Source organism: Streptomyces sp. NPDC088730, assembly GCF_044751215.1.
In the GTDB taxonomy this organism is placed as follows: Bacteria; Actinomycetota; Actinomycetes; order Streptomycetales; family Streptomycetaceae; genus Streptomyces.
Genome location: NZ_JBIVLK010000003.1, coordinates 236,000 through 256,891, shown reverse-complemented (window position 1 = coordinate 256,891; position 20,892 = coordinate 236,000). Strand labels below are relative to the sequence as shown.

Below are 20,892 nucleotides of genomic sequence, written 5' to 3'. Positions count from 1 at the left end.
CGGCGCCGGGAGTCTGCCCGTACCCCGGGTGCGGGCAGGCTCAGCCCAGCACGCCGATGAACGTGCGCCAGGCATCGGCGCCGAAGGCGATCACGGGCCCGCTGGGGCGCTTGCTGTCGCGGACGGGGACGGGGACGAGGTGAGAGGCGCCGCGCCCGGCCTCGGCGCACTCGCCTGCCCCCGCTGTGCGTGCTGGTGCGCCACCTCGCGCCCGAGAGGTCCGGCGTGCTGAGGTGCGGGCTGCCCACATCGCCCCTCAGGTGAGTCCTGCCCGCCTACAGGTTGTCGAAGTCCCCTGCTGTCATCCCCGACTTGAAGGCGCGCCACTCGCCGGGGGTGAAGCACAGATGCGGGCCGGAGGGGTTCTTCGAGTCACGGACGGCCACGCCACCGCCGGGCAGGGGGGCCAGCTCGAAGCATTCCCCGTTGTTGGCCGTGAAGCTGCTCTTCTGCCAGGGAAGTGAGGACGGATCGATCGAGTAGAGGTCTGCCTTCTCCATGAGTTCAGTCATCCTTGTTTCTGGTAAGTGCGATGATGTCGCGGCTCTCGTCCGGGGAGAGCGCCGCATCCGTGAGGCTGCGGAAGAGGCGGTGCAGACGCCGCAGGTCTCGGGGATCGTCCATCGTCAAACTACCAGCGACCGACTCGCCGAAGGCCACGTCGGGCACGTCCTCGTCCGCGAACTGCAGGATTCTGAACGCTCCGATCTGAGCCGCTTCTTCGCCCTTGGCGTAGGGAACGACGCGGAGGTCGACGCTCGCGTGGGCCGAGATCTCCAGCAGGTGGTCCAACTGCTCCTTGTGCGTGCGCTCGCCGCCCACCTGGAAGTCCAAGGCGGCCTGCGTGATGACATAGCGGCACTCCAGAGGGGTGGCCGCCTCCAGCAGGCAGTGTCGCTGCCGGAGGCCACGTACCTCGACGAGCGCTTCGATCTGATCCGGTCCGAGCGAGGTGAACCCCACGCCGGTCACCGCCTGTGCGTAGGCCTCCGTCTGCAACAGGCCTGGCAGGATGCCGACTTGAAATTCGTAAACGGTCGACGCCGCCGCCTCGAATCCGAGGAACCGTTCGTACTGCGCGCTGATCACGTCGCTGTACGTGGACCACCACGGCGGGCGCCGTTCGCGCGTGGCCGCGTGCAGTTCGGCAAGCTCGTCGCGTTGGGCGGCGGGCACTTCGTAGATGTCCATGAGCTGGGCGAAGTGGGCCTTGGAACACACCCGTTTGCCGTTCTCGATGCGGCTGACCAAGGAGAGGTCGCAGGCGAGAGCCGTGGCGACCTCCGCGAGGGTCAGTTGGTCGGCCTCCTTGCGGAGGCGCCGCAGAGCGCGCCCGAAGGTGACTCGGGACATGAGCAGGGTGCTGCTGCTGTCGGACATGTCTTCTCCCTGAAGCTCAGAAGGCATAGGAGGGCGGTCAGTTGGCGGCAATACGCGAACTTGATCGGGGCGGCATTGATCAATTTCTATCTGCGGTGTCAATTGCCAGGCAGGCGACTTGACGATGTGTGGCAGAGCGGCCAGTTTAGCTTCCGTGACGTTCCGCATTCAGGTGAATGCCGAGAGTGGTCACTTCCGGTTGGCTGCGCGGGATGCGCGCGACGAGTGACGGACGGCGGGTACGGAGATGAGCGAACCGAACGAAGTGAAGTTCAGGCTGCCTCGTTGCCACGGCAGCGTTCCCCGGGCGCGGGCGGCGCTACGGGCCAGGCTCGGGGAGTGGCGGGCGGGCTTGGCATCGGCGGAGGACGCCGAGTTGGTGCTCTCCGAGCTGGTGACCAATGCGGTGCGCGTGCCCGTCCCCGGTGATCGTCTGGTGGGGGTGCGCATCGAGTGCCGGGGGAGGGGCGAGTTCCTGCGGCTGGAGGTGAGCGACGCGGGGGAGGGCAGGCCGGAGGTGCGGCAGCCCGGCGAGCTGGACAAGGGCGGGCGCGGGCTCCTGCTCGTCGAGGCGCTGGCTCACCGCTGGGGCGTGGACGAGCGCCGGGCCGGGATCGGCAAGACGGTGTGGGCGGAACTGCTGGCACCGGCAACCGGCTTCACCGCGGTGGAGACCCGGATCGCGGCGGTATCCGTCCGGCCCGGCCAGTGCGTACGCGCGTGGGGCGCCTGGCACACGGTCCGCGCGGTCCGGAGCGAGTGGTTCGCGTCGGGAGAGCCGGCGGTCGTCGTCGTCCTGGATGACGGAGGCCCGGAGCTGCGTCTGCCCGTCGCCGAGCCGCTGACCGTACGGACGACGCCGGCAGCCGAGGCGGCCCCGGTGGTCCAGTCGTGAGGGCGCTCTGGAAGAGGTGGACCCGAGACCGGGGCCAAGTGCGTGACCGGGCGCCGCGATTCACCGGCACGCTGACGCAGGTGGTCGACGGCCGGGCGATCGTGATCAGCAGGGCGGGACGGCCGGTAGCGAGGACGCTTCCCCCACAGCCACAACCACAGCCACAGCCGCCCTGCCCGCAGGCGTCGTCACAGGTGCGGAGGCCGGGCCGGGGCTCGCTCCGGGGCCGTCTCCGTATCCCGGCGGACTTCGACGATGCGCGCGCATCGGTGACGGAAGCCCTGGGGATGCGCTGATGCGGCTTCTTCTCGATACGGGGGTGGTCATGTGGTGGATTGCCGACGCGCCCCAGCTGTCCGCGCCGTACAAGGAACTCCTGGAGACCGAACCCGTCGTGTACGTCAGCGCGGTGTCCGCCTGGGAGATCACCGTCAAACAGTTCCTCGGCAGCTTCGAGGGCCCCGGAGACCTGGCAGAGCAGGTGCGGGATCTCCAGTTCAGGGACCTGCCGATCACGGCCGCGCACGGCGTACGGGCGGGCCGGCTGCCGATGGTGCACACCGATCCCTTCGACCGGATGCTGATCGCCCAGGCACAGGCGGAAGGACTGGCGCTGGTCACCCGGAGCCCGTGGATTCCGCAGTACGACGTACAGGTCATGCCGGTCTGACCGGTGCGTGGGCCGAAGGTTCACACATAAGTGGTGTCACACCCGGTCGACCTTCCACGCGGCCGTCGTCGAGTTCGGGCCCGCACTCGACGACTTCCGTCAGGCCCTGGGCTGTCGGGGGAGGACAACTGACCAACCCTCCCGAAGGAGCGGCGGTGCCGGTCCGGAGCCCTGCGGTTCTTACGAGGCCCTAGAGCCACATGTCGTGGCCGATCCGGCCGGTCCCGCCCGCACTCGGCACGGACAGGAGCTCCGCGTGCGGGGCGTGGGCGGACGCCGACACGATGAGAGTGTGCGGGCCCGGCCGCAGCCCGTCGACGCGGTACCGGCCCGACTGCACGGACCCCGCCGCGACCCGCTTCCCGCGCCCGTTGATCACCGTGATCCATCCCGCGCAGCCCGCCGGGTGCCGGTCGCACCGGATGCTTCCGGCGACGGTGACTCCGCCGGAAGGCGTGGCGGAGAGGGGTGGAGGAGGAGTCGGCAGGGCGCGTTCCGGCGAGGCCGTCTCCGTTCCCGGACCGGTGGTCGCCGTGCCGGTGGCGGAGCGTTCGGTGGCGGACTGCGCGGCGGAGCGCCCGGAGGCGGCAGCGTCCCGGGGCGCCCGGTGGGTGCCCCACTCCGCCACGAGTGCCTGCGTGCGCCGTTCCATCGGCGAACTCACGATGCCCAGCGGCGAAGCGCTGCGCACGGTGAGCCCGCAGCGCTCCGCGTACCCGGCGAGCGCATCGTCGAGTGCGGCCAGCTCCCGCAGGGCCGTTCGGACGCGCTCGGCGCGGGGGCCGGACGGTGCCGTGTCCAGCTCCGCCTTCAACTCCCGTACCAGCGGGCTTATCCGCTGCCAGGACTCCTCGGGCTCGCCGGTGGCCAGCGCGTGGTCCAGGGCCCGGAGCGAACCGGTCAGGACCGTGATGACGCGGGTGAACCGTTCGGCCTGCCGGGGCGCCAGGTCGATGTCGATGTCGGCCGCTGCCGCGAGGGCGCGGGCGTGACCGGTCGCGGTGGTGAGCAGGGCGGTTCGATGGTCCGCGTCACGCCCGCGCACCCCGAGCGGCATCCGGACCAGCGGCCGGACCAGGCTGACGACCTGGAACAGGGCGGAGTCGAGCGCGCGGGCCGCTCCCCGCAGCCGGACGGGGGCCTCGGGGGCCTCCCAGCGCAGGGCCAGCTGCGAGACGAGGTCGTCCACGGCGGACACGTAGCCGCGCTCCGCCTCCCGCGTGATCCTGCGGCCGGACAGCGGGAAGATCAGTGCCGCGCACAGGGTCGCGATCAGTATGCCGAGACCGTTGTCCAGCAGCCGTTCGCCGAGCAGGTGGTCCATCCCGGCGTCGGGCGTCGTCAGCCCGTACAGCTGCACGAGCGCGACGACCAGGCCCACGACCCAGAGCGCGTAGGCACGCTGCATTCCCCAGGCGCCGAGTGTGATCCCCGCGACGATGATCGTCAGCATCACGTAGACGTGACCGTGGCCCACCAGGTGGAGCAGAGCGATCCCGATCACCGCGCCGATCACGGTGCCCATCATGCGGTGGCCGAATTTGCGCAGCCGCTCGTGGGTCGTGTTCGTACCGAAGAGGGTGATCATCACGCCGACCAGACCCCAGTAGAAGCGCTGCGGGTCTATCGCGTCGGTGATCGGGCAGACGATCGCGGCGGCGACCCCCGCATGCAGCGGTGCGCGCACGAAGGGGACGACCCGACGCCAGCTCGTCTCCGTCCCTGCCGCGAGCACGCGCCGCGTCGCCGCGGCCGATCCGGCGGGACGGTCGCGCTCCAGGGCGACGGTCGGCTGGAAGGGGACTTTCGCAGGTGACTGCGGGGAGCTCCAGCCCAGCGCGAGCCAGTGGGAGAGCGAACCGGCCAGGGAGTCGAGCAGCTGCGCCACGCGGTAGGCGGGCTCCACGGCCGCCGCCCGCCCGCTTCCGGCACCGGGGCCGTTCGGCACGGCATCGGCCTGCCGGCGGATGATCTCGGCTGCGGGGCGCAGTCCCTGGGCGCTGCCGAGGGGGGTGTCCCGCGCGACGACGAGTCCGACCACCAGAGCCTCGCGCAGACGCGGCGGCACCGCGAGCCCGGTCAGGTCCTGGACGGCCCGGCCTATCCCCCGCAGGGCGAGTTCCGCGTCGAAGAGGTGGCGGTGGAGGAGCTCGGCCATGTCGGGGTCGGCCGCGACCTCCGGCTGGGCGAGCCGCCCGTCGATGGTGACGGTGGTGACGTTGAGACGGCGCAGGGCGCGCGTCATGCGGCGTACGGCACGTTCCTGGTCGGCGTCGGGGTCCAGCGCCTCGACGGCCGCGTCCGCGACCCGGCGGGCTTCCACGACGAAGGCGCGCTGGGTGCGCAGCAGGTCCTCGCGGGGCATCGGGTAGCACAGCAGCAGCCGGGTCGCGAGCACCGCCGCGGCGGACGCCAGGGCGACGAGCAACGCCTTGCCCGACATCCCCGCGGGGATGTTCGCCATCATGCCGACCATCAGGCCGTTGAAGAGCATCATGCCCGTGAGCAGGTACAGCTGACCGAATCGGGCGAGGAAGAACGTCAGTGCCAGCGCACCGACCATCAGCCCGATCTCCAGGCGGCGGTCGTCGTGCAGCTCGGCGGCCAGCCACAGGACCGCGGCGTAGGGGAACGGCATCCACAGGATGGCGCGGGCGAGCCGCTGCCAGGTGTTCTCGGCCACGGCGAAGGCGCTCATCAGGCCCATCATCCCGCCGACCATCATTCCGATCATGGCCGGGACGCCGAGGGCCCTCGCCATCCCGTAACCGACCGCGAGGGAGGTCACCATGGCGACCAACGTGCGCCATCCCGACTGCAGTTGGCCCAGGCCGGGATCTGCCGCGAGCACCCAGTCCCAGCGCCGCCGGGGTCCGCCCACCCGGCGCGGCGCGACGGCGCGCGGAACAGCCGCCCCCGGGGCGGGGGTGGGCGTGGGGGTGCCGGTGGGGGGTGCGGGCGCTGCTGGGGCCGATGCCGTGTCCGACGGCGCGGTGCCTGGGCTGATCAACTGGTCTCCGATTCCATCGCGTTCAGCAAGGTGGTGAGGGCGTCACGGGCGGCGCCCACAGCGCGTTCGGAGTCCTCGACACCGGCGTCGAGTCCCCTCAGGAGCGCCGCGGCCATCCGCCGGCGCCCCTCTTCGAGCAGGGTCCGGCCGGCCGGTGTCAGAGCCGCTTCCACGACACGCCGGTCGGGTGCGCGGCGTTCGCGCGAGGCCAGGCCGCGTTCTTCGAGGCTCTGGAGGACCACGGTCACGCGCGGCTGGGCCATGCCCGTGTACGCCGCGAGGGCGGTCACCCGGAGGGGGCGGCTCTCCAGCGCGTCCAGTACGGCCGCCTGGCTGCGGGTGAGCCCGAATTCGCCTGCCCGGAAGAGTGTCTGCGCCAGTCGTCCGATGCCTCTGAGGAGGCCCCGGGCGGCGCTCTCGATGCGCTGCTCGTCGGTGAGCCCTGACGCGGGTGACGATTGATGCATATTGCAATTATATATATGTCAAGAGAGGCGTCGGAACCATGCGCGGGCAAAATGCCCGGCCTCGTCCGCTCCTGCCCGGCTCCGTCTAGTCCTGCCCGGTCTCGTCCGGCCCCGTCCGGTCCTGCCCGCTCTTGCCCGGCCCCGTCCGGTCCTGCCCGGCCGCGTCCGGTCCTGCTCGGCTCCGGGCCTCCTACTCGCTCCCAAGCGTCCGGGGGGAGCGCCTGGTCAGAAGGGGCAGGGCGATGCCGTCGACGATCCGGGCGATGACTTCTTCCGGTACGGGCTTCAGTGTCATCAGGACCTCATGGCGAAAGAGGTCGAACGGAAGCGAGACGAGGCGTGGCTCCAGGGCCGAGGGATCGACCTCGCCCCGTTCCACGGCCCGCCGCACGATGGACTCGGCCGCGGAGCGGCGGCTGCCGAGGATGTGCTCACGCAGTTGTTCCGGGCTCGATCCCCTCTCGGTGAAGTAACCGTCGAGGAGGACCGCGGTCGCGACGAGAAGGCCGACGCGCGATTCGTTGGCCGTCCGCATGATGGCGATCAGATCGCCGCGGAGTGTTCCGGTGTCGGGTATCTCGATGGCACGCAAGGAGCTGGCGTGCGCGATGGCGGCCTCCACCATGAGGGCTCTGTTGGCCCAGCGCCGGTAGATCACCGGCGTGCTCGTACCGGCCCGTTTCGCGACCGCCTCCAGCGTGAACGCCGCGTATCCGCGCGCTGTCAGCTCCTCCCACGCGGCATCGAGCAGTGCTTCCTCAAGGGCTCTGCCCCGTCTGCGCTGCATCTGGAGACCTCCAAGACGTGTTGGTGCATCTTATGGCGGCGATGTACGATCGAAAAATAGGAAGTGCTAGTGCTTCTTATTCGACCACCGGAGCTCCCTCAGGCCCTGGAACCAGCGAACGACGGGTGAGACAGGTATGAGCAGCACGGACACAGTGACCGTCCTCATCGAGATCCACGCCAAGGATGGACAGGAGGAGGACGCACGGCTCGGCCTGCTGCACGCGATCGAGACCTCGGCGAAGCCTGGCCTCATCAGCTCCACTGAGTACGAGGACACCGAGGACTCGGGCGCCTTCTACGCCATCCAGGTGTGGGAGAACATGGAGGCGTTCCACGCACACATGAAGGATGCTGCGGAGAACGGAATGGGCGAGGCCATCCAGGTCCTGCGCGCGCAGCCGAAGACGGCGGTACTGCGCGCCATCGGCTGAACGGCCGGGGGGCGGACGTCCGGGCCGCGGCCCGCGACAGGCGCGACTGCGATCATGAGCGGTCGCACGCCGCACGCCGAAAACCGATCAGTCGTCAGTTCCCCGCCCGTCCACTCCCGTCAGCCCTTCTTCAGCTCCTCGGCCAGCATGACAAGGATGCCGCTGGGGCCGCGGAGATACGTGAGCTTGTAGACGTCCTGATAGGTCGCCACCCCCCGGAGCGGATGGCATCCGTGTTTCGCGGCCGCTTCGAGGGCCTTGTCGATGTCGTCGACCGAGAAGGCGACACGATGCATGCCGATCTCGTTGGGAAGCGTGGGCTCCGTCTCGATCGCCTCGGGGTGGATGTACTCGAAGAGCTCAAGACGGCCCTGACCGTCCGGCGTCTGGAGCATCGCGATCCTGGCGTGATTGCCATCAAGACCGACGGCGGTGTCGGTCCACTCACCACTGACCGTGTCACGGCCGAGGACCGTGAGGCCGAGGTCGGTGAAGAAGGAGATCGTTGCTTCGAGGTCGCGAACGGCGATGCCGACGTTCTCAAGTCTGATGGCCATGTTTCGCATGCTAGCGATCCGGTCCGACAGGCTGCCTCAGCCACGGAGGCGGCCGAGGCGTCGTGTTGGCCGATGGGGGCTGACTGCTTTTCGTCGTTGCTCTTGGGAAGCGTGCCGTGACATGCTTTTTGAAGATGAGGTGACATGGCTATATACAGCGATCTATCTAGTTACTCTTACACCAATGAAAAAATGCCACACGGCGTGAAGGCGCTGAACGTCGGATGGCTCGGTGAGGGTGCTGATTTCTCGAAGGGAAATGTTCCGGAAGGGTTCCTTGATGCTTTCATCTTGCTCGCCCGAGACCATTCTTCTGCAAGGATGCGCGGGTTTCACGCCTGCTCATTGCCTCACGAAGACGGAGGGCCCCCATACCCCTATCGGGTTGAAATGGGTGGAGTCAAGATTGCGTTGGGGTCCGCTGAAGTGCGCGTCTACTCCGAAAGTGGCGATTTGCTGATCTCGCCGGATCTTCTTTATCACTACGTCAGTGACCATGAATACCTGCCGCCTCAGCAGTTTATCGAAGCGGTCTTGGCGCAGAGGTTTTCCCTTGATGCGAATTGAAGGAGAGATAGCCTAGGGGGTGCCTGTTCGCCGTGGTGAGATGATCTGGTCGACGCCATTATTCCCGTGATGGCTAAGAGCTTGCAGGGCATCAAGTCGTGGCCTTCAGCTGTGGAGCTCGTTGTTCTGGTATGGGGAGACCTAAGGGGATCGAGGATTTCCTGCGGCGAATGTCCAGGTGCTGTTGCCGCATCTGGACGAGCATCAGCTTCGGTGGCTGTTTTCAGGTCTCGTTCGTCGGGTGGCGTTACGCCGAACTCCGAGAAGAGCTGAAAGTGGTGTTCGAATCGGCTGTACGGGAAGCGCTCGAACGGGTCCAGTGGACATTCGGATCGGTCGGGAACTGGATGATCCTGCCCACGCGTCTCATCCAAGAAGCCGGTCCGGGCGGCCAAAACCTCAACGAAATGATGGACGTGAGTCGGGAGAGATCAGGAATTCTGCGGGAAACGGCGGAAGACCTCGAAAGTATCTTCCGGGCACTCGCTCAAGCCCCATCGATCGATGGCCCACAAGCGACAGGAACACCGCGCCCCTGATTGCCCGCTGCGGTCCCGTCACCGCACCGCCGGTTCGAGCAGTGACAAGGTCCGCCGCTGTGCGTCGAGGGCGACGCGGGTGCCGACCGGCATCGGGAGGTTCGGGCCCGCGTGGCCGAACTCGACGTTGGCCAGGACCGGGATGTCGCGATCGCCGAGGGCGTCGAGGGCGATCTCTCGCAGGGTCGGGGACCCGTCGGGCGAGCCGAGTCCCCCGATCGCGGTCGGGATGCCCACGACCATGCCGGAGATACGGTCGAGGATGCCGGCGTGTCGCAGGACCTGGAGGTAGCTCCACACGTGTGAGGCGAGGCCGCCCAGCTCCTCCCAGAACAGCACCGCTCCGTCGAACCGTTCGAGCGGCAGCGCGTACCGCGTCGCCTGGTTCAGCGCGATGCGGTTGAGGACCCCGCCGATCAGGTGGCCTTCGGTGCGGCCGGCGCGCCAGCACTCCCAGGACGGGCCGGGCGGCAGGGGGCCGATCGGAGCGGTGCTGGTCAGCAGCGTCGCGTAGAGACCTTCGAGTTCCGCCCTGCGTGCGGCGGGCGCGGTCTGCCAGTGTCCGCCCAGTCCGGGTGTGGCCAGGTCGGCGTGGAACCCCACCAGCCCCGTCTGCGCGTAGAGGACCAGATGCAGCAGCGAGATGTCGCTGTAGCCGAGGATCGGCTTGGGGTCGGACCTGATCGCCTCGACGTCGATCAGGTCGAGGTAGCCGAACGCCGTCTGGCCGCCGTCGTGCGCGATGATCGCGCGTACCTCGGGATCACGCAGGAGAGCGTTGAACTCCCCGGCGATCTCCGCCGGTGCCGCCGCACTCCACCAATGGCGCCGCCCCGCTTCGAGCAGGGGTGCCCGCCGCACGCGGAAACCCATCCGCTCAAGTACGGCTACGGCCTCCTCCAGGTCGGGTTCGTACTCTGCGTGCAGTGGCCCGGAGAGCGACGCGATCACGACGAGGTGTCCGGGCTTCAGGGCGCGGGGCCGAAGCGGCTGGGGCTGTGCGGTAGTGGTCACCGAGGCAGTATCCAGACGCCCACGGCACCGTGCGACCCAATTCCCGGGCAGCCGACCAGCGGGCCATGAGTGTGTCGCCATGCCCGGCTTCGCAGGAGAGACGATCATGGCCTCTGCCCCTATGGGCCATTCGGATCTCTGACGGCCGGAAAGCGAGAACGTATGTGTACGCGAGCACTCTGGGCTGACGCCGGCGGGGCGGTTCTGGCCGGGCGGAACATGGACTGGATGGAGGAGATGGCGACGAACCTCTGGGCGTTCCCACGCGGCATGGCCCGTGAGGACGGCCTCGACGGGACGCTGACCTGGGTCTCCGCATACGGCAGTGTGGCCGCCGCCGCACATGACCTGATGACCGTCGACGGGGTGAACGAAGCCGGTCTCGCGGCGCATCAGCTGTTCCTCCCGGAGTCCGACTACGGCGAGCGGGACGAGAGCCGGCCGGCGTTGAGCGTGGCGGTCTGGATGCAGTACGTACTCGACAACTTCGCGACCGTCGCCGACGCGGCCGCCTGGATCGAGAGCTCCCGGCTGCAAGTCGTCGCGCAGACCGACCCGTCGAGCGGGAAACCGGTGACCCTGCACATGGCGCTGGACGACCGGTCGGGTGACTCGGCGGTCGTCGAGTACCTGGACGGGACTCCGCGGGTGCATCACGACCGGGCCTACACGGTGGTCACCAACTCGCCTCCGTTCGAGGAGCAGCTCGCTCACCTGCGCACGATCGAGGGTTTGGGCGGAGACGAGCCCCTGCCGGGCGGGACCGATCCCTCGGACCGCTTCGCGCGTGCGGCGTACTACCTGTCCAGGCTCCCGCAGCCCAGTAGCACCACGGAGGCCGTCGCGTCCCTGCTGAGCGTGATGCGTAACGCCGCGCAGCCCTTCCGGGTGGCCGACCCCGACAAGCCCTACGCCTCGCAGACCATCTGGCGCACCCTGGTGGACCTGACCAACGGCATCTACGTCTACGAGTCGACGTCACGGCCCAACATCGTCTGGGTCCGCATGTCCGGACTCGACCTCTCCGACGGTGCGCCCGCGCTGAAGCTCGATCTGGCGGGCGACACCGGCCTCGAAGGCGGACTCGTCGGAGACGTCACCGGCAGCTTCACTCCGGCACCGCCGATGCACTTCCTGCCGGCGCGGTAGGACCGGCTGTCAGGCAGGGCCGGGTCTCTCAGGCAGGCCCGGCCGGCCCGACCGCCGGGACCTCCTCCGCGGTGATCGGTGGCTCCGGGGCATCGGCCTTCTCCGGGCCCCGGCCCAGTCTCCGGATGGCCGGCACGCTCAGCATGACGGCGAGGCACACCACCGAGACGGCCGAGGAGAACAGCAGCACGCGGTCCGCGCCGAAGGCCTCGGACGCCGGGCCGGCCAGGGCCCTGCCCAGCGGGATGGCCATGATGGACCCGGCGACGTCGTAGGCGTACACCCGGCTCAGCACGGTGAGCGGGATGTGGGACTGCACGCTGGTCGCCCACATCACCCCCCAGAAGGCGAATCCGCAGCCGGCCAGGACCCCGGTGAGCATGGTGGCGGTGAAGGACCAACCGAGTGCCGGGGCCAGTGGGTTGAGGGCGAAGCAGAACATCGCGCAGGCGCCCGCGACGAGCGGGCGGGTGGGCCGCACCCGCATGCCGAGCAGACCGCCGACGATCGTCCCGGCGCCGTCGGCGGAGGCGATCCAGCCGTAGCCGTCCGCCCCGTGCTGCTCGGTGAGCAGGGCGGCGCCCAGCGGCAGGGCCGGGCCGAAGACGAACAGGCCGTAGATCGCCCAGACGACGATGACGCTCCACAGCCAGGAGCGGGAGCGGAACTCGTGCCAGCCCGCCTTCAGGCGGTGCAGCACCGGCTCGTCGCCCTCCTCCCGGACGACGCTGAGCCTGCGCAGCGGTACGAGGACCAGCGCGCTGAGCCCGTAGGCCGCCGCGATCACGAAGTAGGAGCCCTCCACCTGCCAGTAGCCGACCAGCAGTCCGGCCAGACCGGGGCCGATCAGCGCGCTCATCGCCTCGGATATCCGCAGCAGCGCGTTGGCGCGCTGGATGTCCGGCGCGACCTGCGGAACCATGCTGGCCACGCCGGGCTGGAACATGGCGGTCGCGGCGCCGCTGAGCGCCATCAGGGCCATGATCTGCCACAGGCGCACCTCGGTGGTGAGGAGCAGCGCCGCGAGCGTGAGCATGGCCAGCATCCGCACCATGTCGGCGCCGACCATCATCACCTGCGGGGTGAACCGGTCCGCGAGTACACCGCCGAACAGCACGAGCAGGGCGATCGGCGCCATCCACGCGGCCAGCGCGTACCCGACGCCGCCGGCGCCGTAACCGGCCCCCAGCACGGCCGTGGTCAGCGAGACCATCAGCATGCCGTCGGCGAGCAGCGAGGCACTGCGGGCGGTGAAGAACAGCCGGAAGGAACTCGACTTCCAGGGGCTGGGGAGCGGAGCGGAATCCGGTGACTCCGGCCGGTCCAGCACATCGTCAGTGGTCATCTCGCGTCGGCCGGAGGCGGCCGTTCCCTTCCATGAGGATCCGCTGCCGGAGCCACGCGGAGCTGTCGCCCGGAGCGGCCGGCGGATCGTGAACGATGACGTACCGCACGGGCGCCAGAAGTCCCGAGGGACTGGGCCCGGAGATCGTTTCCATCAGCGCGGTGTGGGCGCCGTCCGGAGTGAGCGGCGCGCCGCCGGTCGCGATGAAGGCCGTCATGCGCTCCTCGTCCGGCGCGGGCGCGGAGCCGTCGTCCGTGGTGACGTGCACGGGCAGGCCGCCCAGGGCGGCGCTCAGCGCGTCCGCCACCGCGGCCGGTGAGACCCAGCAGCCGTCGACCCGCCGCCAGTCGCCTGCGCGCTCGGCCGGCCGGATTCCGGTGACCTCCGTCAGTGCGGCCAGTGGTACGTCCTCGTACGCGACCGCCTCCAGCAGCTTCACCAGACCGGTGAGGAAGGTCTCCGCCTCCTCCCGGGGGAACAGCGCGGGGTCGGCCCACATCCCGAGGTGCAGCAGCGGCTGCGTCCGGTAGGCGAAGCACAGCAGGCGGGTCGGCAGTACCTGCACCGGGCCCCAGTCGAGGTCGAGTTCGGCATCCTGCGCGTGCCGGGTGTCCTGGCCCGGGGCGGGTCCGCGGGCGTCGGCGAGTCCGCTCACGTCGTTGAAGACCACGTCACGCGCGAAGTGGCTGCCCCGCTCGAAGGTGGTCTCGTCGATCGTCTCCCACAGCCGTACCGAGTCGAACTGGCTGTGGCGGTAGGCGCCGAGCGCCGCCCCCCACGCCTTGCGCAGCACGGCGTCGAAGGAGGGGCCCCGCACGTCGAGGGAGAGGAGCGCGTCCTGGGACAGGGTGTTCACCGAGCGGGCGAGCCCCGGGCGGGACCGGTTGGACAGCGGTGCGGCGGCGACGCAGGTGGACTGACCCGCCCGGTGCGCGACGAGCGTGCACCAGGCTGTCAGCAGCACGGTGGGGGAGGGGCTGCCGGTGCGCTTGGCCGCCTGGGCGAGTGCGCGGGCGCCCCGCAGCGAGCGCAGGGTGAGCTGCGGCTGCTGCCCGTCGGTGCGGGTGGCCGCCGGTTCGGCGAACATCTCCTGCGGCCCGGTGCCGATGATCTGCTTCCAGTACCGCAGCGACGCCTCCGTCCTGCGCCGTCCCGCCGGTGCCGCCTCTTCGGCGGCGAGGTCGAGCGGGGTGAGCGCGTCCACCGGCGGCAGCCCGGCGCCGCCCAGCAGGGCGAGCCACTCCTCGTGCAGTACGGCGAGGGCGCTGCCGTCCGTCACCGCGTGGCTGGAGGACAGGGCGACGAAGGCCGGTGCTCCGCGCAGGCTGAGCAGGGTGATGCGGAGGGGGAAGTCACGGTCCAGCCGGAACCGCCCCGCACGGGCCTGGCGGGCCACTGTCTCGGCGTAGTGCGCGGGATCGGCGCCGAACTCCTCGTGGTCCAGCAGGCGTACGGTGAAATCGCCCTCGGCGGAGACCACTTGGGTGCGGGACGCACCGGCGGCCGGCTCGGGGAAGGTGGTGCGCAGCGCTTCGTGGCGTACGACCAGACCGCGCAGCGCGTCGAGCGCCTGCTCCGCGGTGGCGCCCGCGGGCACCGGCCAGACGTCGTGGTTGTTGATGTGCAGGGGCTCGTCGCGCAGGATGCAGCGGATCATGTTGGCCTGCCCCATCGTGACGGGGCCCCGGCGTTCCTCGCCGCCCGCGTAGGCGACGGTGACCGTACGCTCCCGCCCCGGCCGGGGCACCCCGCTCGCGGCGGTGGCGGTGGCGGTATCGGTGCCGAGGCCGGCGCGTCCGGCGGCCCGGACCAGGGGTTCCCAGGCGTCGATCAGCAGCGCGAAGTCCTCCATGTCCGCCCTGGCCTCGTCGAGGAGGCGGCCGCGGTGCTCGGCGAGGGCTTCCGCGACCGCCGTGTACCGGCCGCCGAGCGCACGGTAGGACCGCTCGATGACGTCGAACCGTTCGGCGTTCCCCGCCGGGTCGAGCTGTGTGCTGTCCCGGACCAGCGCGGCGACGGCGCGGGGACGGATCCGGCCCGCCGGGTCCAGCAGCGTGTCGCCGGCCGCGGCCGCCGCCGCGTACACGGCGTTGAAGTACGGCATCGACAGCAGGAACTTCGCCAGCCGCACCTGGTAGGCGACGAACCCGGCACCGGTACGGCGTTCACCGGTGTGGTAGTTGACTATGTGGCGGTTGTGCAGCACGCCGGGGAGGCGGGCGTCGTGCACCAGGTGGATGAGGAAGTAGTCGCTGCCGATGGTGTCGGTGGCGGGCGGCAGCGGAACCGCCCCGTAGACCCGGCTGTCGAAGCCGATGTTGCACATGTCCACGCGGGTCGGGGAGACCCTGGTGAGGGTCGTGAGGTCGGCGGCGAACGGGGTCGTCCCGGCGCCGCGGAAGGACTCCTCGATCAGGTTCCGCCGCCAGATCTCCGGATATCCCTCGGGCACCGACAGTCCGACGAGTTCCTGGTGCACGGCGGGGTCGAGCCGCCGGATCTCCTCGACGTCCACGGACATCTCGCCGATGAAGGAGCCCCCGACCATGGCGACCGGCCGCCCGGCGCAGGCGGGGTCGAGTCTGCTGCGCGACACCAGGCCCGCCACGTCGGCGGCTCGCCGCCCCAGGGAGGTCAGTTCCTGGTGGAGGGGGAAGACCGGCTCGCCGTCCAGACTCTGGTACCGGCTGTCCGAGTCCCGGCGGTGCACCGATTCGCAGCCGAGCGCTTCCGCGATCAGGAAGGCCCGGTTGGTGCAGGCGCCGTAGGACACCCGGCCGGGCAGCATCAGGCCGAGCACCCGGTCCGCGTCGGCGATGCCGGATCTGGCGGCGACCTCCCGCAGGAAGGCCCGCTGCCGGTCCTCGTCGAGGTGGTGGACGACCACGCCGGGTTCCCGGGGCAGGGCGGAGACCGCGGCCCGGTGCCCGGCGAGCGCCGGGGCGTCGGAGGAGTCCAGGATCAGCAGGTGCACCTCGACACCGAAGTGCCGGGCACCGTGGGCCGCCTCCGCGGCGACCGCGGCGATGGTCTCGGCGCAGGGCCGGTTGGTCGGGAGGGTCAGGCAGACGCGGCGCACGACGGCTCCTCGCTCCGTGCGCCGGTGGACGTTTCCTGCTCCCCGTCGTGCCACGAGGTCAGGCCCAGCAGCCGGCTGCCGAGCCCGTTAAGCGTGGCGGTGGGGTAGCGCTTGGACTCGTGCCGGGTGAGGTCGCCGACCAGGGTGCGGTTCCAGCGCGGAGTGCGCAGGTGCCGCCAGGACTCGACGCGTGAGTGCCGCAGCCTCTCGTGCTCCTCCAGCGCGGGCATCATGGACAGGTACTGGACCGCCCGGACCCCGTCACGCGAGGTGTTGCGCGCCACCCCGTGGGCGAGCAGGCCGTTCCAGATCAGCAGATCGCCGGGGTGCAGGTCGGGCCGCACGACCGGGAACTCGCCGCGGTCCACCGAGGGGCGGATCGGGTCCCGGTCCGGGGGGCTGCCGGTCTTCCACTCCTCGAACCGCCGGAACAGTTCGGGGTTGCACTGGAAGCCGCCCGTCTCCGGGCTGGTCTCGTTGAGCGCGATGATGCCCTGCACCCGCTGCGGCGGGACGCCCAGCGTGGTGTCGATGTCCCAGTGCAGCTCGATGTCGAAGCCCCGGTCCGTGGGGTCGATGAGGGCGCGGTCCCGGTTCCCGACGTTGGGCGGGTTGAGGTTGAGCCGGTCCAGGGTGACCCACAGCTCCTCGCAGTCCCACACGTCGACGAAGGCGTCGTACACCCGCTGGGCCTGGCGGTTGTCCCAGAGCAGCTGGTGGTGGTAGGCCTCGACGAAGCCGTAGACGTGCAGCTGGCGGTCGAGCTGTGAACGGAACGGGCGGTCCTCGTACCAGCTGTCCGGCCGGTCCGGGTCGAGGCCCTGGAAGTCCCAGGTGAAGTCCAGCAGTTGACGGGCCGTATCAGCGGGCACCGCCTCGCGGACGATGACGTAGCCGTAGGTCTGCCAGTGGGCGAAGTCCTCCTCGGACAGCACCCGCAGCGGCCGCGACTTGCTCAGCTCCCGCAGGGTGGTCTGCGCGAGGTAGGACTCGCCGTCGGCGCTGAAGTAGGGGCGGTCGGACGCCGCCCGGTGCAACCGGGGACGGCGGGGGCCTTGCGGGGTGTTGGGTATCACTCTGACCTTCTGGGCAGGGGGACTTGGGCCTCCTGGCGGTGGCCCGTGGTCCGGTTGGCAGGCGCCGGAGGGAGAGCGCGCGGGGGGCGTGGGAAGGGCATGGCGGACACGGACTCCTTCTCGGCCGGGGCAGCGCGCAGCAGTCCGCGGGGAGGTGCGAACGGCAGGATCTGGGGCGGTCACTCCGGCGGATCGGTGGAGATCCCGCGATCAGCACAGTGGTCCAGACCATTATCCCTGTCAAGCGGCGCGCCGGAACGGGCATACGGGCGGGTTTCGCCGCTGGGGTCAATGTTCCCCTGCCGTAAGGGGTTTCGTCATCTTTGGTCTAGACAAATTATGGAGACCCGTCCTAAGGTCCCTACGTGGCACGGCCCCTGATGGGGCGTCCGCCGGCGCACTGCGTTGCGTTCCGGTGAAATCGCCACCTTCCCGCAGGACTTCACTCCGCCCTGACCAGCGGAGCGGGACGTTCCGCCCTGCCGATGGACCAGCTCCTCGGCGCTTCGCCACCCTCAGAGGGAGCGGTCTGCATGAGCACATCCGACACCACGACGCCGCCGGGCATCACCCTGAAGAGCCCGGCACCCGGACTGGTCCCGCTCGACCCGGTCCACACCGCACTGCTGCACGGCCTCGACTCCCTGCTGACGGGTCTGGCGGCCAGGCTCTCGGCCCCCGAGGTGGTGGGTCCGCCGCTGCTCGCCGCGGAGGGACTGTCCCGGCTCGACTACTTCCGCAACTTCCCCCATCTCGGGGTCGCCGCCGGACGTTTCGCCCCGGACGCCTTCGACGGACTGGCCGGCGGGCAGCAGCCGGGCGGCCTGCCGCTGGAGCCGACCGGCCACCTCCTGCCCTCCGCCACCTGCTACGGACTGCTGCTCTCGCTGGAGGGGCAGGACATCGGCGCCGACGGCCTGAGGCTCTCGGCGACCGGCCGCTGCTACCGCAACGAGACCCACTACGACGGGCTGCGGCGGCTCTGGGGCTTCCACATGCGTGAGGTGCTGTACCTCGGCACCCAGGACGGGGCATCCGCACACCTGGACCGGGGAGCGGAGTTCATCGGCGAGGCCGCCGCCCTGCTCGGCCTGGAGCTGACCCGGGCCGCGGCCGACGACCCGTTCTACGACAAGGGCGGATCGCGTGCCCGTCTGATGATGCTGGACCCGGTGAAGCACGAGTTCAGCGCCCCGGACGGCACCGCCATCGCCTCGGTCAACCGGCACCGCAACTTCTTCGGAGAGCGGCTGGGCATCCGCGCGGGCTCCCAGGAGCCCGCCTACAGCTCCTGCGTCGCCTTCGGCGTCGAGCGCTGGGTCCACGCGATGGTCCTCGCCCACGGAACCCCCGAGCGGGCCCTCGACCGGCTCCGCCGCGCCCACGCCTGAGCACCCTCCGGTTCGGCTGCCGGCCGGCCCACCCCTGGGCCCCGGCCGATCCGCCCCCGACAACACCCGTACGACAAGGAACGGTTCCACACCATGGACAGCATCACCGCCTGGCTCCACGAGAAGAACCCCGGCCTCACCGGCACGGTCGCCCCGGACGAGGACCTGATCGAGGCGCGCCTCATCGACTCCATGGACTTCCTGGAGTTCATCGACCTGCTGGAGGAGCTCTCCGGCAACAGCATCGACCTCCAGGAAATCACCATCGACGACTTCCGGACCCTCGACCGCATACAGCGGACCTTCCTGACCCCGCCCGTCCCCTCGGCGGCCTCCGGGGCGGTGTCCGGTTGAGCGTCCGCGGCTGAGCGCCGAACTCCCGCCGCGCCACGACCGCGTGGTGGCCGTGCTGGCCACTACGGCGGAGGTCCTGGCCCACCCGGAGCTGGACGCGGACATGCTCGCCCCCTGGGAGCACCGGCGCCTGGACCGGATACGGGTACCGGCCCGCCGCGACGACGTGGTGGCGGCGCGGCTCCTGCTGCGCCTGTGCGCCTCGCGCTTCACCGGCCGCGCCCCGGACGCCCACGAGCTCATCCAGTTCTGCCCCGAGTGCGGGCGGTACGAGCACGGCCGCCCCTCGCTCCGGGACAGCCCCCGCACCGGCGTCAGCATGAGCCATGCCCACGGCCTGGTCGCGGCGGCGGCCGGCCCCGGCCCCGTGGGCATCGACGTGGAGCCCTCCGCCCGCCGGCCCGGCCCGGTGTCGGTGCTGCGGAGGCTGCTGCCCGAGGCCGGTCCGGAAGCGGCGGACACCTCGCAGGACCCCGGTCCCGGACTGCTCCGGGCCTGGGTGCGCCGGGAGGCCCTGCTGAAGGCGGGCGACACCGCACTCCCGCTGCTGGAATGGGAGGACCCGGGCCGTGCCGCCACGGCAGCGGTGGCGAGCGCCGCACCGGTCGACGTCCTGCCCGGGATCGCGGCCCCCGGCCACCGGTGAGCCGCGCCCCAAGCACGCAGGACGCCTTCGGCCGATCGGCCGAAGGCGGTACGGCGGCCCGCACGAGCCCTGTCGGGGTGGTGCGGGCCGCCGTCGTGTCGGTTCTCTCCACTCCCTCCGGGCCCGGTGAGTTCCGCGCCCGGTGAGTTCCGTTCCCGTCCGGCCGCATCTCACGTCCCGCGTTCCCACGACCCGGTCGGGGTCGGTCGGGGAGCCGCGTGAAGTCCCGGAGGAGTGCCCCGTGGGCGTAGTCAAAACGTGACTGGAACTCGGCTTATCCCTCGGTAAGATCCTTTCTCCGATGCCTACTCGTGCAAATGTCAGGAACAAAATGAGATTGCGAAGGATCCTGCCGGCCGTCGCCGTACTTCCGGCCCTCCTGGTGATATCCGCGTGCAGCAGTGATGCGGACGGGTCCGACGCCAAGAAGGCCACTCCCAGCGCGAAGAGCAAGCAGAGCGCAGAGGAGAAGGAAGCGGCGGAGGCGAAGCGGATCGGGGCCCTTGACACCAAGCATCTCGAAAAGGTGACCCTCACTGGAACGGTCAAGGGAATCAACGCCAAGAAGGTGGCCAAGGCGGAGGTCGAGGCCGGGCGCGGGATGAAGTCGGACAAGAAGGCCTGCCAGCCCCTCGCCAGCCTCATCGGTGGGTTCACGCACATTCCTGCCGTGGGTGAGACGCACCGGTCCCTCCAGCCGGTCGAGGCGACCAATGCGACGGTGGGCTCGATGTGGCTCGCCTCGCATTCGGAGAAGAACGCCACCCAGGTCATGAAGGACCTCCGCGCCGCGATCACCGCGTGCCCCGGGGGGTTCAAGACGCTGGGCCTCACGTACGGCAAGGTCGAGAAGCTTCCCGCGACGAATCTCGGCGACGAGAGCGTCGACTACCGGATCACCGGTGACATCGGCAAGCAGAAGGTGCCGATGACGTACACGGTCGTGCGCAGAGACGGTGTCGTTGCCGCCTTCTACGGCGTGAACATGCTCGATGCGAAGAAGGCCGCGATCTCGAAGGACTTCGTCCAGGCGCAGCTCGACCGGATCGCGGGACAGCCGGGCTGACGCGGCCGGCCCGCGCGCACGGGGACCGGGTCCCCGTTTGCGCGGGCGCCGGTCAGGAGCCGTTGACGAAGTCTTCCAGGGCCGGGCCCGTCATCTCGACGACGACGGCTTCGTCCCGCCAGGGCTCGTCGGGAAGGTGGGGCCGGTCGTCCTCCGCGCGCAGCACCGCCGGCCGGTCCGCAAGGGTGACGCCTGCCCCGAGCGCATCCACCAGCCGGGCCAGGATCTCGAAGAACTGGCCGGGCGGGAAGCGGCTGACCGCGACGCAGACCTCGTTGATGTCGAGCTCGACCTCGTGGCCGTCGGACGTCCGGATCCGTACGCCTTCCGTCAGGTCCTCGTCGGCCTCGACGGTGTACGGCGCCAGGACCTGCCGCACGAGCTCCAGGTCGAGAGGCTCCGGTTCGCCGTTCCGATAGCGGAGCACAAACAGCATACGACTCATTTTCTGTGCCTCACCGCAGTTT

The 20,892-nt window shown here is 70.2% G+C and carries 21 protein-coding genes; 9 read left to right on the top strand and 12 right to left on the bottom strand.

The genetic code is table 11. The annotated features are described in order from the left end of the window. Nucleotides 1-40: 40 nt before the first annotated feature. From ACIP89_RS13095 to ACIP89_RS13085, 3 genes are read right to left on the bottom strand one after another with little or no spacing between them, the layout of a single operon-like run. Nucleotides 41-250, bottom strand: coding sequence for a DUF397 domain-containing protein (locus ACIP89_RS13095; protein ID WP_402114845.1), 210 nt, complete (start codon nucleotides 248-250; stop codon nucleotides 41-43). 25 nt (nucleotides 251-275) lie between these two features. Further along, entirely contained in the window at nucleotides 276-500 is a 225-nt protein-coding gene (locus ACIP89_RS13090; protein WP_401920486.1) for a DUF397 domain-containing protein, read from the bottom strand. Nucleotides 501-504: 4 nt separating this feature from the next. Beyond that, nucleotides 505-1,380: a helix-turn-helix domain-containing protein gene (locus ACIP89_RS13085; protein ID WP_401920484.1), complete on the bottom strand. Its 876-nt coding sequence runs from the start codon at nucleotides 1,378-1,380 to the stop codon at nucleotides 505-507. Nucleotides 1,381-1,627: 247 nt separating this feature from the next. On the opposite strand from ACIP89_RS13085, the gene ACIP89_RS13080 reads away from it, so the two are divergent. Continuing rightward, nucleotides 1,628-2,275, top strand: coding sequence for an ATP-binding protein (locus tag ACIP89_RS13080; protein WP_401920481.1), 648 nt, complete (start codon nucleotides 1,628-1,630; stop codon nucleotides 2,273-2,275). A gap of 295 nt (nucleotides 2,276-2,570) precedes the next feature. Next, on the top strand, nucleotides 2,571-2,945 hold the full coding sequence (locus ACIP89_RS13075) for a type II toxin-antitoxin system VapC family toxin (RefSeq protein ID WP_402114842.1): 375 nt from the start codon (nucleotides 2,571-2,573) through the stop codon (nucleotides 2,943-2,945). Nucleotides 2,946-3,135: 190 nt separating this feature from the next. Here the strand turns inward: ACIP89_RS13075 and ACIP89_RS13070 are convergent, their stop codons facing one another. The 3 genes from ACIP89_RS13070 to ACIP89_RS13060 form a co-directional block, all read right to left on the bottom strand. Further along, complete coding sequence (locus ACIP89_RS13070) at nucleotides 3,136-5,736, bottom strand: FUSC family protein (protein ID WP_402114839.1); 2,601 nt, start codon at nucleotides 5,734-5,736, stop codon at nucleotides 3,136-3,138. A gap of 215 nt (nucleotides 5,737-5,951) precedes the next feature. Beyond that, the gene (locus ACIP89_RS13065; protein ID WP_401927887.1) at nucleotides 5,952-6,422 is read right to left on the bottom strand and encodes a MarR family winged helix-turn-helix transcriptional regulator; all 471 of its coding nucleotides are present in this window, start codon (nucleotides 6,420-6,422) and stop codon (nucleotides 5,952-5,954) included. Between the two features lie 190 nt (nucleotides 6,423-6,612). Next, nucleotides 6,613-7,209, bottom strand: a complete 597-nt coding sequence (locus ACIP89_RS13060; RefSeq protein WP_402114836.1) for a TetR/AcrR family transcriptional regulator — start codon at nucleotides 7,207-7,209, stop codon at nucleotides 6,613-6,615. Between the two features lie 136 nt (nucleotides 7,210-7,345). Here ACIP89_RS13060 and ACIP89_RS13055 point away from each other — a divergent pair, with 136 nt between their 5' ends. Further along, on the top strand, nucleotides 7,346-7,642 hold the full coding sequence (locus ACIP89_RS13055) for a putative quinol monooxygenase (protein WP_402114834.1): 297 nt from the start codon (nucleotides 7,346-7,348) through the stop codon (nucleotides 7,640-7,642). 119 nt (nucleotides 7,643-7,761) lie between these two features. Here the strand turns inward: ACIP89_RS13055 and ACIP89_RS13050 are convergent, their stop codons facing one another. Then, nucleotides 7,762-8,199, bottom strand: coding sequence for a VOC family protein (locus tag ACIP89_RS13050; protein ID WP_401920469.1), 438 nt, complete (start codon nucleotides 8,197-8,199; stop codon nucleotides 7,762-7,764). A 144-nt stretch (nucleotides 8,200-8,343) separates the two neighbouring features. On the opposite strand from ACIP89_RS13050, the gene ACIP89_RS13045 reads away from it, so the two are divergent. Next, nucleotides 8,344-8,766: a hypothetical protein gene (locus ACIP89_RS13045; protein ID WP_401927893.1), complete on the top strand. Its 423-nt coding sequence runs from the start codon at nucleotides 8,344-8,346 to the stop codon at nucleotides 8,764-8,766. Nucleotides 8,767-9,323: 557 nt separating this feature from the next. On the opposite strand, the gene ACIP89_RS13040 is transcribed toward ACIP89_RS13045, so the two are convergent. Then, nucleotides 9,324-10,319: an LD-carboxypeptidase gene (locus tag ACIP89_RS13040; RefSeq protein WP_402114831.1), complete on the bottom strand. Its 996-nt coding sequence runs from the start codon at nucleotides 10,317-10,319 to the stop codon at nucleotides 9,324-9,326. Nucleotides 10,320-10,481: 162 nt separating this feature from the next. Here ACIP89_RS13040 and ACIP89_RS13035 point away from each other — a divergent pair, with 162 nt between their 5' ends. Continuing rightward, nucleotides 10,482-11,468, top strand: a complete 987-nt coding sequence (locus ACIP89_RS13035; RefSeq protein ID WP_402114830.1) for a linear amide C-N hydrolase — start codon at nucleotides 10,482-10,484, stop codon at nucleotides 11,466-11,468. A gap of 28 nt (nucleotides 11,469-11,496) precedes the next feature. On the opposite strand, the gene ACIP89_RS13030 is transcribed toward ACIP89_RS13035, so the two are convergent. From ACIP89_RS13030 to ACIP89_RS13020, 3 genes are read right to left on the bottom strand one after another with little or no spacing between them, the layout of a single operon-like run. Continuing rightward, entirely contained in the window at nucleotides 11,497-12,813 is a 1,317-nt protein-coding gene (locus ACIP89_RS13030; protein ID WP_402114827.1) for an MFS transporter, read from the bottom strand. Further along, on the bottom strand, nucleotides 12,803-15,892 hold the full coding sequence (locus ACIP89_RS13025; protein ID WP_402114824.1) for a DUF6271 family protein: 3,090 nt from the start codon (nucleotides 15,890-15,892) through the stop codon (nucleotides 12,803-12,805). The genes ACIP89_RS13030 and ACIP89_RS13025 overlap by 11 nt, the downstream gene beginning before the upstream one ends. Continuing rightward, nucleotides 15,874-16,968: a phytanoyl-CoA dioxygenase family protein gene (locus ACIP89_RS13020; protein WP_401920449.1), complete on the bottom strand. Its 1,095-nt coding sequence runs from the start codon at nucleotides 16,966-16,968 to the stop codon at nucleotides 15,874-15,876. The genes ACIP89_RS13025 and ACIP89_RS13020 overlap by 19 nt, the downstream gene beginning before the upstream one ends. A 533-nt stretch (nucleotides 16,969-17,501) precedes the next feature. Between ACIP89_RS13020 and ACIP89_RS13015 the strand changes: the two genes are divergently transcribed. From ACIP89_RS13015 to ACIP89_RS13000, 4 genes are all read left to right on the top strand, one after another. Then, on the top strand, nucleotides 17,502-18,359 hold the full coding sequence (locus ACIP89_RS13015; protein WP_402114822.1) for a hypothetical protein: 858 nt from the start codon (nucleotides 17,502-17,504) through the stop codon (nucleotides 18,357-18,359). Nucleotides 18,360-18,452: 93 nt separating this feature from the next. Next, entirely contained in the window at nucleotides 18,453-18,713 is a 261-nt protein-coding gene (locus ACIP89_RS13010; RefSeq protein ID WP_371776114.1) for an acyl carrier protein, read from the top strand. A gap of 52 nt (nucleotides 18,714-18,765) precedes the next feature. Beyond that, nucleotides 18,766-19,359 carry a 4'-phosphopantetheinyl transferase family protein gene (locus ACIP89_RS13005; RefSeq protein WP_401920444.1) on the top strand — a complete coding sequence of 198 codons (594 nt, stop codon included), beginning with the start codon at nucleotides 18,766-18,768 and terminating at the stop codon, nucleotides 19,357-19,359. Nucleotides 19,360-19,690: 331 nt separating this feature from the next. After that, a complete protein-coding gene (locus tag ACIP89_RS13000) occupies nucleotides 19,691-20,425 on the top strand; it encodes a hypothetical protein (protein ID WP_402114820.1) in 735 nt (244 codons plus the stop codon). Between the two features lie 52 nt (nucleotides 20,426-20,477). On the opposite strand, the gene ACIP89_RS12995 is transcribed toward ACIP89_RS13000, so the two are convergent. Continuing rightward, the gene (locus ACIP89_RS12995) at nucleotides 20,478-20,861 is read right to left on the bottom strand and encodes a hypothetical protein (RefSeq protein WP_402114818.1); all 384 of its coding nucleotides are present in this window, start codon (nucleotides 20,859-20,861) and stop codon (nucleotides 20,478-20,480) included. Nucleotides 20,862-20,892 lie beyond the last annotated feature (31 nt).